Source organism: Ruegeria sp. BA12, from assembly GCF_056539625.1.
In genome coordinates this window covers 1-11,334 of record NZ_JBQFVF010000015.1, presented here as the reverse complement: position 1 = coordinate 11,334, position 11,334 = coordinate 1, and the positions used below count along the sequence as shown (strand labels likewise).

The 11,334-nt window shown below is 51.6% G+C and carries 11 protein-coding genes; 3 read left to right on the top strand and 8 right to left on the bottom strand.

The window, feature by feature from the left end:
• Positions 1-112: 112 nt before the first annotated feature.
• Both ACR0B0_RS19970 and ACR0B0_RS19965 read right to left on the bottom strand, forming a co-directional pair.
• A complete protein-coding gene (locus ACR0B0_RS19970; RefSeq protein ID WP_480649287.1) occupies positions 113-1,219 on the bottom strand; it encodes an alkene reductase in 1,107 nt (368 codons plus the stop codon).
• 122 nt (positions 1,220-1,341) lie between these two features.
• Positions 1,342-1,938 (bottom strand): TetR/AcrR family transcriptional regulator, encoded by a 597-nt coding sequence (locus ACR0B0_RS19965; protein ID WP_170352048.1) that lies wholly within the window; start codon positions 1,936-1,938, stop codon positions 1,342-1,344.
• A gap of 569 nt (positions 1,939-2,507) precedes the next feature.
• Between ACR0B0_RS19965 and ACR0B0_RS19960 the strand changes: the two genes are divergently transcribed.
• Positions 2,508-2,927 carry a hypothetical protein gene (locus tag ACR0B0_RS19960; protein WP_480649285.1) on the top strand — a complete coding sequence of 140 codons (420 nt, stop codon included), beginning with the start codon at positions 2,508-2,510 and terminating at the stop codon, positions 2,925-2,927.
• Positions 2,928-3,700: 773 nt separating this feature from the next.
• Here ACR0B0_RS19960 and ACR0B0_RS19955 read toward each other — a convergent pair.
• From ACR0B0_RS19955 to ACR0B0_RS19940, 4 genes are all read right to left on the bottom strand, one after another.
• On the bottom strand, positions 3,701-4,168 hold the full coding sequence (locus ACR0B0_RS19955) for a lytic transglycosylase domain-containing protein (protein WP_254429585.1): 468 nt from the start codon (positions 4,166-4,168) through the stop codon (positions 3,701-3,703).
• 108 nt (positions 4,169-4,276) lie between these two features.
• Positions 4,277-5,263: a DMT family transporter gene (locus ACR0B0_RS19950; RefSeq protein ID WP_170552502.1), complete on the bottom strand. Its 987-nt coding sequence runs from the start codon at positions 5,261-5,263 to the stop codon at positions 4,277-4,279.
• Between the two features lie 182 nt (positions 5,264-5,445).
• A complete protein-coding gene (locus ACR0B0_RS19945) occupies positions 5,446-5,940 on the bottom strand; it encodes a GNAT family N-acetyltransferase (protein WP_170379561.1) in 495 nt (164 codons plus the stop codon).
• Positions 5,941-6,305: 365 nt separating this feature from the next.
• Complete coding sequence (locus ACR0B0_RS19940; protein ID WP_170414968.1) at positions 6,306-6,731, bottom strand: acyl-CoA thioesterase; 426 nt, start codon at positions 6,729-6,731, stop codon at positions 6,306-6,308.
• 121 nt (positions 6,732-6,852) lie between these two features.
• On the opposite strand from ACR0B0_RS19940, the gene ACR0B0_RS19935 reads away from it, so the two are divergent.
• Positions 6,853-7,071 (top strand): tautomerase family protein, encoded by a 219-nt coding sequence (locus ACR0B0_RS19935; RefSeq protein WP_480649282.1) that lies wholly within the window; start codon positions 6,853-6,855, stop codon positions 7,069-7,071.
• 236 nt (positions 7,072-7,307) lie between these two features.
• On the opposite strand, the gene ACR0B0_RS19930 is transcribed toward ACR0B0_RS19935, so the two are convergent.
• Positions 7,308-8,240, bottom strand: a complete 933-nt coding sequence (locus ACR0B0_RS19930) for a LysR family transcriptional regulator (protein WP_170361945.1) — start codon at positions 8,238-8,240, stop codon at positions 7,308-7,310.
• Between the two features lie 334 nt (positions 8,241-8,574).
• Between ACR0B0_RS19930 and ACR0B0_RS19925 the strand changes: the two genes are divergently transcribed.
• Positions 8,575-10,254 (top strand): BCCT family transporter, encoded by a 1,680-nt coding sequence (locus ACR0B0_RS19925; protein WP_170352056.1) that lies wholly within the window; start codon positions 8,575-8,577, stop codon positions 10,252-10,254.
• A gap of 547 nt (positions 10,255-10,801) precedes the next feature.
• Here ACR0B0_RS19925 and ACR0B0_RS19920 read toward each other — a convergent pair.
• Positions 10,802-11,334: hypothetical protein (locus ACR0B0_RS19920; RefSeq protein WP_480649280.1), on the bottom strand; the 533-nt coding region annotated here is incomplete at its 5' end.

The window sequence follows — 11,334 nt, the reverse complement described above, 5'->3', positions numbered from 1 at the left end:
CAGAACCCCGCTTCAAGAAAGGGTATTGCCGTAACCTCGAAGTGAGCGCGTCCAAACCGGCGCGCTCACTCTATTTGGTATCGCCTGTTACCAAGGAGTTAAGAGTGATGCATCACTCTGCGGCAACCGCTTCCTCTTCTAGTGCTGGGTAGTCGGTGTATCCTTTTTCGTTACCGCCGTAGAGGGTAGTTGCATCCAGCTCATTCAGCGCGGCGTCTTTCTCCAGCCGGTTGACAAGATCCGGGTTGGAAATAAACGGCCGACCAAAGGCCACCAGATCGACGGCTCCGGTTTCAACCGCTTCGACCGCCATTTCCCGGTCATAAGCGTTGTTGCCCATTTTCGCACCGTCAAACAATTTATAGAGCGCCTTTAGATCGCCACCTTCAGGAATATCGCGCGGGCCGCCGGTCTGTCCTTCCACGAGATGGAGATAGGCCAACCCATAGCTATTCAACAAATTGATCGCATGGGAGAACGTCGCCTGCGGGTCGCTGTCGGAGATGTTGTTGGCGTCCGAGAACGGGCTGAGGCGAACGCCAACGCGGTCGGCGCCCCACACGTCGACAACCACGTCCATGACTTCCTTCAGGAATCGCGCTCTGTTCTCGACAGGACCGCCGTATTCGTCTTCACGCCTGTTGGACTCGTCCCGCAGGAACTGATCGATCAGATATCCATTGGCTGCGTGGACCTCGACACCGTCGAAACCAGCCTCTTTGGCGTTTTCCGCGGCCCTCCGGTAGTCGGAAACAATGTTCGCAATTTCTTCGATGGCCAGAGCCCGCGGTTCAGATGTTTCAACAAACTGCTCACCATCAAACGTCTTGGCCTTAGCTCCAATTGCGGATGGTGCAACAGGGGCGCCACCACCCTGCTGCAAGCTGTAATGCGAAATCCGGCCCACATGCCAAAGCTGGATTACAATCTTCCCGTCCTTGGCATGGACGGCCTCAGTCACTTTTTTCCAGCCGTCGATCTGCGCTTCGGAATAAATGCCGGGCGTCCAGGCATAGCCCTTGCCTTGGGGCGAGATTTGCGAAGCCTCCGTGATGATCAGACCTGCACCCGCCCGCTGGGCGTAGTACTTGGCCTGCAATTCATGGACACTGTCATCCTCGGCTCTTGCCCGGTTGCGGGTCAATGGCGCCATAACAATGCGGTTTTTCAGCTCGATTGCACCAGCTTTGATGCCGGAGAACAGTTTTTCATCAGCCATTGCTGTTTCCTTCTTTGGTAAACTTCGTTCAGATATTATTGGACCAATCAGTCCAATATTGGGGTCACTGTCTTTTGATTGAGTTTGTTTTAGGTTTCATTTCCTTATGGTGGCGGGAGGCCTTATGGCGAAATCACCAACCGGGCTTGTTTCAGGGTTTGCGATATCTGCTCAGCGGGAACGCCCGCCTTGCGCAAGGCTAGTGTTCCGATTGCAAGGGACGCAAAGGCGCGTGCCTTGTCGAGGGCCTGTCCCGGATCCGAAGGCTCAAGCGTTCTCGCAATAATCTCGTCAATATTCTCCAAATGCTGCCGCCCGAGAGCCGCCACTTCATCATCATGAGGAGCAAGTTCCGTCAGGCAGTTGATAAGCATGCAGCCATCACGACCGCCTTGCGGGTTCGCCAAAGCTTCCATTATCGCACCGACAGGGTCATCTCCGCCCGCGTCAGCAACGTCACGCAGCGCTTTCAAACCACGCCTTGAATAGTGGCTGAGGGCTTTGTGAAACAAAGCCTGCTTGTTGCCGAACGCTCCATAGAAGCTGGACCGACTCAAACCCATGGCCTTGGTCAGATCATCCACGGACGCGGTCTCGTAGCCCTTGTGCCAGAATACACACAAGGCTTTTTCCAATGCCTCAGCTTCGTCAAAGGCACGAGGTCTACCTGGACCTGCGGATGATTTGATGTCGCCATTTGGGAGAGTTTTTTTGCTCATGCGCATGATTTGGAATGATTGGTCCAGAAATTCAAGGTGGCGGTAGGAAATTTTTGGAATGGTCAGTCCGTATTGTGATCAGAGAAAGGAATTTAGGTCGGTAGAAATACAAAACCTCCCCATCCCGGTTGGTGTCACGCTAATCTTAGGATCAGGACTGTTTGTCTTTTTGCGGGAGTGTCAGACGAGGAGGATCGTGATCGTAGAAAAGAGAGCCCGCGCTCGGTACTAGTTTCCAACACTGGACTGAGTGATTGGCGGCTTTGTCCAACGCGCTGATCTTGATCACTCACAAACCAGAGATTGGTTCGGTAGATTCATGGCCAATGCCCTCATCTTGTGAGGATTACTACTCCAATGAGTAACAAAGTCAGGAATTCAGAACTGGTTTTACGAGCATCAGAACGGCGGGTCATCGTAAGCAAACCAACAATAATTTCAGCGCGCTAGGCAAAAAAACGAGGTTAGCTGAAGTTTAATTTGCCCAATGTGAACTTCTTAACTTTGGTTAGAACGGTTTTTTGGCAGTATCGTTTCATGAGTTGTTAGTGAGTTCAGTGAGTAAGTAGATGTATTTGCATAATTTCGAGAGGCATTGTTGCGCGGTCAATAACATCCGGATGGATGATTTTGCGCGTGAGTATCCGTTGCTGGACGATGTAGGCGTGCACGCACAATGGCAGAAGGGCTCCTGGCAGATCACGCGGATAGCCGACATCTGGACACGAACCGGGAAGGTACTTTCTTTACCTTACAAAGGAGCCAACGCCTATCCATCTTTCCAGTTTGCTCAGGATGGAACCCCGCTTCCTTTGATGGAAAAAGTGTTGAAAGCCCTGCCACGTGAAATGACCCCGTGGCAATGCGCGTTCTGGTTAACCACACCGAAACTGGAACTCGGAGGGGAAAGCCCGGCAAATCGCATTCAGATCGGCGATGATTGCATCGTCGGTATCGCAGGCGATGCTGGTGATCTGATGGCAGCTTAGTGTTAGCCTTTGGTCACTCATACGTCGTACAGCATCTGGCAAATTCGTGTCTCCCCTGCTTTTTCTGCCTCCGGCAAGAGTAGCGAGATCAGGGCACTTAAATGTCCATTCTCTTCTGAGAATTCAGAGACAATACCAAGCAGCCCATCCATAAATACGAATGGCCAAGAGCATACTGAAATACGGGCATTAACTAGGTCTTCGAATATCGATACCCGTTGGAGAAAATCCCACCGACAAGTACAACTGCTCTGCAAATCTGTTTTCTGCCGCTACGCGTAGCGGAAACTCAACAAACTCGGTTTCTGCATATTTCTGTCAAACAGACTTCACCGCTCAAACACAGCCATCATCTGCCTGCGCAATCGCGCCAGATCCTCATCCACACTAGCGGTAGGATCCCGGCTCAGGATGTGACTGGCTGGATCAAGGGACATACACGCCGGAGCAGCGTATGGTATCTGGTTCGAAAAATCGCGGAGTTAGCAATTCGGGAGATTGGACCAACTTCTGGTAATAAGCACGGCGTGTCGCCAGATGTCACCTAAAGCAACGCACAGGTAGGAATTTCGGTGCCAGTCTCCCGTCTTTCCACACCAGTGCAAACTACTTGCGCCGGAGGACTAGGTCGTTTGCAGAATTGGAGCCTCTCCTGAGGAAGCGCTCGCACGCCCGACAACTAGCTTTTCCGGGGCCATGACAAATAACTCAAAGTTAGCAATTTGCCCAAAAGTCTCAAATCCAGAGGGGAGTAAGAATGTCAGAGACGGGCTTCATCCGCAGTACTTTCGCACCTCAGTGTCCCTAAGCCCGGTGGCCACAAGCATGCATCTGTTTCGCGCCTCGTAATAATACCCGCGGGCATACCACATGACCGCTTCGGGTTCATTTCCATCTGAAACCATCCAAGCACCACGCAAATATCTAACGGCGTATGTTAGATTGGTCTGAGCGTCTAAGAGGTCGGAAGGCTGTCCGCGAAATCCCATCTGGCGCGCAGTTGCAGGCAGAATCTGCATCAGCCCATAATAGGGACCATTTCGGGCATTGGGGCGGTAGTCGCTTTCTCGCTGGATCACACGGTGTACGAGGCTCCGCGGTACACCGTTTGCGTCCGCAGTTTCGTTGATCATCACGCGCAGCTCAGGGGTTTCACCGGGATAAAGTCGCGTCAAAGGCTCTGTGGGTTCATTGCCGCAAGCGGTAAGAATTAGCGCAGCAAGAATGACTGTGTATCGCATCAAAAATCTCATCTCATTAATGACAAGATTCATCAGTGCTCAACTGTGATTGATATTCAATATCCCAAGGTATTTTTGAGCGGCTTTTGGCCAGAATTGATTTGGCACCTAATACCGGCGGTGCACTCTCTTTTCAGTAACAACGTGCCTCTTTTTCTGACGCTCGCGCAAAAAGACAAACAGTCCTGACCCCAAGATCAGTGAAATACCGACTGCGACAGGCAGGTTTGGGAGTTCGCCCCAGATGACCCATCCCCAGAAAATAGCCATGGGAAGACCGACATATTCAAACGGTGCCACTGTAGCTGCGTCTGCCATTCGGTAGGCCTGGCCAAGGCAATACCCGACAATTGCAGAATTGAATCCGAGGCCAATAAACAACCAGCGGTCAGCCCCTTCGGGCCAAACCCACGCACGCAGTAAGAAGATCAGGCTATCGTTCTCGAGCTCGCTCGCAAAACGTCCATCCCCTGCCACTGACCAGAACAACAGACTGACAACGATAAAGCACGCCTGAATGTACACGGCCATTGCTGAGGCTTTGGACTTTGCGCCAAGAAAACGGGTCATCACGTTGTTGAGGGCATAGGTAAATGCAGCAAGAATCGGTAAGGCATACATCAACAGACCAACTTCACGCTCGCCGCCTGCCTCCCATGGGCGAGTCATGATCACCACGCCCAAAAATCCCACAAGCACAGCACCAATCCGCATCGGCCCAACTTTTTCGCCAAGCAATGGGATACTCAGCAAGGTGATCATCAAGGGGGCTACGAAGAAAACAGCGGTGGCTTCTGCCAGCGGCATTACCGCCAGGGCCGTAAAGAACGTCAGATTGGCAATGACAATCAGCAAACCGCGCACAAGGTGAAGTCCCGGCTGATCGGTTTTCAGGATGCGCCAACCGCCCTCCATCTGGACCAGGGCAAAGCTGAACCCGATCCCGATCAACGATCTTGTAAACACCATCTGGTGCAATGGGTAACCGCCAGACAGGAATTTGATCAGCATGTCATTGACAGAAATCGCCAATATTCCGATCAGCACGAACACAATACCAGCTGTCGGGTTTTGTAGTTTTTGTTCCGCTGTCATGGAGTGCCCTTTCACAGGGCCACTACCATGGGTCAAAGAATAGGTCACGTCGCTTTGCGACACGGCAGTTCGCTCAGATATCCGCGACGCGTATCTGTGACCGGTCGCAGCCCAAACCGGAAATTCAAAACTAGACTTTGCAGTTTTCCGAGAAGCGGACAATGCAGCCGTTTGTTCTATCGCTATTGGGCGGCTCGAAACATCGGAAATAGGGGTGGGGCTTGGTCGGCTTTGATTAGACCCATCTCTTGAAAACCATAGCGCTTATACAGCGATAGATTTGTAGGGTTTGTCGACTCTAAGTAAGCAGGTCTTCCATCTTCGTCACAACGTTTGAGGCAGCATTCAAGCAACGCGGAACCCAACCCTTTTCCTTGGCGAATTGGGTCGACCGCAATAAATGCTAAATGCCAGCAGTCCTCATCTGGATGATAATTGTCCATCTGCCCAAAGGTTTCGAACAACGCATCATGCTTTTCTGGTGAGACCGTCTGCTCAAAACAGGCGACAAGCCGTTCTTCATCAGGGTGAATGCTTGGCGGAAGCCAAAGTGCGCCAGCGGTGAAATCATCGTTTCGAAACGCGCTGCCCTGTTCAAATGCACGCCCTCCAAAGAAGTCCATTACTCGCGGGAAGTGGGAGAGGAAATCGGCAGGTTCAGGATACAGCCAACGCATGAATGGGTCCGCAGAAAATCCAAGAGCAAGTCCGCTTAACAAACTTTCTGCTTCACTTCGGGTTGATGATCTAAACATGAAATTACCTTTGGTCGTTCCACTTCGATTTCCAAGTTTTAGCATGAGGGCCGTAAATACTTGTTGTCAAATGCGCAATTTATTGTCCTGCTCAAGCAACGATGGATGACTGCATTGGGCTCACTGCAGACATTTTCTGCATACGATGTCTGCGACAGATCGCAGCCCAAAGCGGACCTTCAAGACCGAGCTTTGTAATTCTAGCGATGCTGACCAAAGCCACCGATTGATGTACGGCGCTAAGATTAGTCGGAGTGAACCAACGCAATTCGGGACTTTCTGGTCATTCAGGTTGGGTTCCCCAACCATTTGGTTGCACGTTCGCGAACGTCATCGGGTATCTCTGTGGCTTGGCGGGTTTCGAGGCTTAGCAGTACGCATTTGAATTCGGTTTCGAACGCTATTTTGTTGCCGTCAGCTCGAAAAAGCCGATGTCTAAAGGTCATGGATTTGGAGCCAATCGCTACAACTTCCGTCTCCAGCCGTATCGATTCACCAGCAGTAAGCTCTGCGCGGAAATCGCTTTGAGCGTTGACTACGGCGAATGAAACACGGCGGCCCGTTCGCATATCGTTTGCGGTTAACCCCATTTCAGATTGAATGGCTAAAACACCGTCGGAACATGCGGCGAAGTACCTCGAAACATTCATATGTCCAAGAAAATCGCAATCCGTTGGATCAACAACCGAGCGAAATGAAACCATTGCTGACATGTAGTTGCTCCTCTCGAACTGCATAGGATTCTTACAAGAATGGGCATTGCATGTCATCTTGTCGAACAATCGACCAAGTATAGACCGGCATTTTGGTAAGTCTTAAGAAATGGAGTGTGCGATGCCCTCAATTGAAATTCAGGTGCTTGAAGGTGTGTTTTCGGCAGAAGAAAAAGGCAAGATAATACAAAATATCACCAAGGCCTTCGGCGAAGTCGCCGGGCAAACAATACAAAATGGAACGTCTGTCCGGTTGCTAGAGGTAAGCAGCGGTTCATGGGGTTACGCGGGACACATTCTAACTACACAAGACGCTTTGGAGATGCGCGCCCGTGGTTGAAAAAACACCTTAGGACCGAGTCAGTTTTCGGCAGCTTTGGCCCACAGCAGTCATTTTCTACGGGTTGCATATTTGGCTGATTCAGCCCGTAGCCGACATTCGCGACCAGATTTTGCAATTCCGTAAAGCGAGAAGAAAGCAAGTTTTCAATGCCGCTTCATGTTGTTGTAGTATTGCCGTAGTTTTCGAATTGACCTGACGTTATGGCCGAGCTGACTGAACAACTCAGCGACGTTCTAATTCGAAGATGCTGCGAGAACTTGATCCGCAATCCAGTCGAACACAAGCCTGGACCCCCTGCCGGAGTTGGTATGACTTCGAGACATTACATAACCAGCATCGCTGAAGACTAAATCGTCCGTAACGGTCACCAGAGACCCCTTGCTGAGCAGATCATCAATCAATCCAATCCACCCCAATGCGACACCTTCACCAGACAAAGCAGCCTGGGTGACCATGTCATAGTTGTTGAAACTGATGTAATTTTTCTTTCTTTTGCCAGTTATGCCCAGGCTATCAAACCATCCTTGCCAGGTTTGCCACGCTGCGGTTGCAGGTTTTGACAGGCTCAGAAGTTGAACATCCAGCAAGTCCGCGGGATTTTGGATTGATCCAATCTTCTCTAATAGCTGAGGACTGCAAACAGCGGCGACAACCTCTTCCAAGAGTAGTATTTCATCAGGTTTGATCTGGGCTTTGGGTGCAACATGGATACGAATGTCGCAATCGGTATCATCCAGGCCGGGCGGCACAGTGGAGGCCAAAATCTGAATTTCAATTTCATCCCCGATTTCCTCTCGGAGGTAACCAAGACGCGGAAGCAGCCAGAATGTTGAGAACGCAAAATCGGCTGAGATTCGAACACTGGGTTTAGTTTTGCGCTCGAGCAAAGAGTTTACCGCAAAATTCATCTGCGTCATTGCGGGTCTGACCACATTCAAAAGCCTCAACCCCTCATAAGTCAGTGAAACGCCCCGGTGTTCTCTTTTGAAGAGGACGACGCCCAGATCGACCTCCAAACCTTTTATCCGTTGCGAGATCGAGGACTGGGTCAGCCCGAGAGCGTCGCCGGCACTTGTAAAGTTTCCATGCTTCGCGACCATTTCGAACGCATAAAGCGCCACGAGGTTTCGGCTTAGACTGGTATTAACTCTGTTAATGTCACCCATAATTACTCAGCTACTGCAAAAGAGAGAAAATTTATACCAAAAACTATGCCAATGGGCGCGAGTGCAGCCCTGTGAGAGAAACACGGGAGCCAATGATAACCAAACAAAACCGCGGCCATAGGTGCGGACAGCCATCCGATTAACGAAATTCACACGCGTGCGCTGGCTCTGAGAAGCTAAGAATTTCGGCGCGTTTTAACTCCCCGGACCCAGTGAGATTGACGATGCAACTGGTGTGCATCGTTGGGCTCACTGGTTTCCCGGCAATATGGGCGATCGGGCCAAAACTAGCAGACTGTCCCACCAGAATATCAAAAACAGGGAGAAGTTGATTATGGCGATAAAGCCACCTCTATCAGAACTTCCGATTAAGACCGCTGACAACGGTTTTTATAGGGGGTTCAGTGTTAACGTCACGGTGATCAGTAAGATTATCATTAGTTTGCTGGTCGTCTGGTGCATCGTTTGGCCGACCCAGGCCGGCAGGATCCTTGGCGATTGGAATGCAGCCATTCTGGCTCAGTTTGCAGCTTGGTACATCTGGGTCGTAACCGGGTTTGTTATCGTCTGTATTGGTTTGGCCATCTGGCCAGCCGCAGGACGTCTGAACCTGGGTGTAGAAGGCGAAAAGCCGGAGTTCTCGAATTTCTCATGGTTCTCGATGATGTTCGGTGCAGGTATCGGAGTTGGGATGTTGACCTGGGCGGTGGCGGAACCCGTGGCCCACTTCAAGAACAATCCTTCGGTTATTCAGGGGGTCACTACAGCCCTAGATGCGGACAATGTGCGCACTGCCTACGTGTGGTCCTATCTGCATTGGGGATTGGGCGCTTGGGCGTGCTACGCGATTGCAGGTCTTGCATTGGCATTCTTCAGCTATCGCCGTGGGCTTCCGCTGACGATCCGCTCATCCCTGACGCCGCTTTTTGGTAAGGCGCTTTCGGGCAACCTTGGCCACCTGATCGATATCGTCGCCGTCGTTGCAACCATCTTGGGTGTGGCACAGACGCTTGGCTTTGGTGTTGAGCAGTTCGTTGCGGGCCTGACGCGTATCGGCATCGGCGGCCTGGCAAATACAGACGGTTCAGCCACAACGCTGGGCATCATCGTCGCGTTGCTGGTCATCATGGGGGCTTCGACACTGTCAGCTCTGTCTGGTGTGGGTAAGGGCATCAAGTGGCTGTCGAACATTAATATGGCGCTATCGATCTTCCTTCTGGGTTTCTTCATCCTGTTCGGGGCTACGTTCTTTGGCGCCAAGGCATTCTTTGTCGGCATCTGGGACTATCTGGTTGCTCTGCCCTGGCTCAGCTTCAACGTCTACGCCTCGGATGGCGTAGAAGGGTCTGAATCTTTCCTGCTGGCACAATGGCAGGGCTGGTGGCCGGTGTTTTATTGGGCCTGGTGGATCGCGTTTGCACCTTTCGTCGGATTGTTCTTGGCGCGCATCTCGCGGGGGCGGTCCATCCGTGAGTTCGTGCTGGGTGCGATGATCGTACCGTCGCTGATGTGCTTTGTCTGGTTTGCATGGGCCGGCGGCACCGCTATCGACCTTGAACTGAACGGTGGCGCAAACGGTGTGATCCTGGATGCGGCTAATGGTGACAAGATCTTTGCCATGACCACCTACATGCTCGCGCCCATAGCCGAGTTCCTGGCCTGGGCCATGGCGGTTGTGATCGTGATTTTGCTGATGACCTTCCTTGTCACTTCGGCTGACTCGGCCGTGTTAATCGTGAATACGATCAACGCGGCTGGTGACGAAGGGCCCAAGGCACGTCCGCATATCATGTTCTGGGGCGCTGCGCTGGCATTGGTGGTTGGAGGCCTTCTGATCTCAGGTGGAACCGGGGCCATTCAGACCGCTATGGTAATCGGCGCATTACCTTTCTCTATCGTCATGGCGCTGATGTGCATTGCTTTGATAAAAGCGATCTGGAACGATGGTCGCCGCGAAGCGGCTGGCATTGCATCAACTGTTGATCCCGAAACATCAACGATGCCAGCCGAATAGTACTCGCGTATCTAAATGTGACCCTGGGACGAAAAAACCGGGGTCACAAATATGATGGCAGCCGAAACAGAAATCTATCAAAAAATGCGGGTTTTAGCGCCGCATATTGATTGCTTGATCATTGCCGAAAAAACGTCTTTGGTTGAACTTTGCAGAGTCTGCTTTCTGCGCAGAATGTTCAAACTGCCTGAGAACCCAAACCTAGGATTCCAAAAGTCACATTGAGCATGAACCCCAGCAACACTGCTCACGTTTAGTTACGACCCGGATTGCGATGTCCATGCAGTAAGGTGTTTCAGTAGCGTCCCAACCCGCAGGCAAGTTCGCAACAACAAGAATCCTTTATTGAATCCCTTCAGAGACTGTAGGTGCACTCATAGCGCTGCATTCCCAACATTGATTTCATTGAAGAAAATCTTGGAAGCTTGCCCATAGCTCTGCGCGGTATTTGCGCACAACTTTGTACAATTCGCCCATAAGTTTGCGTGCCACAGAGAACCCATCGAAAAATGGGGCCTCTGGCACATCTGCTACACACAAATGCAGTTTACTCCCAATCGCCAGCAGACGAGCGCCACGTCTTAGCGTCCGCATCCCAAACACTGGCGGTGACGCAAGGCGTTGGGTTTATTCCGTCGCAATTGGATCCATGAATATCCGCAACAATAACGCGTTGAAGCCCAAAATCAACAACCGTCCAGCCCTGGTTGAGCAAGGATTGAACCTCCTCTTCAATCAAGTAGTGCGACATGCATCCGCCAGTTCCGCAGTAAAGAGATGCGGCGCTCGAACACGCAAAACCAGATTCATTCAAAACCCAGTCGCGTTGTAGGTCTCCGTCGAGATCGACCCTTTCAACCGCACCCCAATCTAAGTCAAACTGACCGTCGTTGAACTCCGCACAGGCCTGTGCCGCCAGATCAACCTTCGCCTGCAAACCGGGCGGAAGTTGCGAAACGTCAGCCGCGACAGCTGGTGAGGTCCAAACCAGGCCCGAAACCAGCACAATCCCGGAAGCCAATCCTTTCAACAGGCGCACTATTTGAGAAGCCAGTTGGCGGGTGGCATCAATTGCACTGA

Excerpts from the sequence above, each read along its gene's own strand:
- ACR0B0_RS19965 (WP_170352048.1), bottom strand. The coding sequence starts at position 1,938 with ATGAGCAAAAAAACTCTCCCAAATGGCGACATCAAATCATCCGCAGGT.
- ACR0B0_RS19925 (WP_170352056.1), top strand. The coding sequence starts at position 8,575 with ATGGCGATAAAGCCACCTCTATCAGAACTTCCGATTAAGACCGCTGAC.
- ACR0B0_RS19940 (WP_170414968.1), bottom strand. The coding sequence starts at position 6,731 with ATGTCAGCAATGGTTTCATTTCGCTCGGTTGTTGATCCAACGGATTGC.
- ACR0B0_RS19950 (WP_170552502.1), bottom strand. The coding sequence starts at position 5,263 with ATGACAGCGGAACAAAAACTACAAAACCCGACAGCTGGTATTGTGTTC.
- ACR0B0_RS19945 (WP_170379561.1), bottom strand. The coding sequence starts at position 5,940 with ATGCGTTGGCTGTATCCTGAACCTGCCGATTTCCTCTCCCACTTCCCG.
- ACR0B0_RS19930 (WP_170361945.1), bottom strand. The coding sequence starts at position 8,240 with ATGGGTGACATTAACAGAGTTAATACCAGTCTAAGCCGAAACCTCGTG.
- ACR0B0_RS19960 (WP_480649285.1), top strand. The coding sequence starts at position 2,508 with ATGTATTTGCATAATTTCGAGAGGCATTGTTGCGCGGTCAATAACATC.
- ACR0B0_RS19970 (WP_480649287.1), bottom strand. The coding sequence starts at position 1,219 with ATGGCTGATGAAAAACTGTTCTCCGGCATCAAAGCTGGTGCAATCGAG.
- ACR0B0_RS19955 (WP_254429585.1), bottom strand. The coding sequence starts at position 4,168 with ATGCGATACACAGTCATTCTTGCTGCGCTAATTCTTACCGCTTGCGGC.
- ACR0B0_RS19935 (WP_480649282.1), top strand. The coding sequence starts at position 6,853 with ATGCCCTCAATTGAAATTCAGGTGCTTGAAGGTGTGTTTTCGGCAGAA.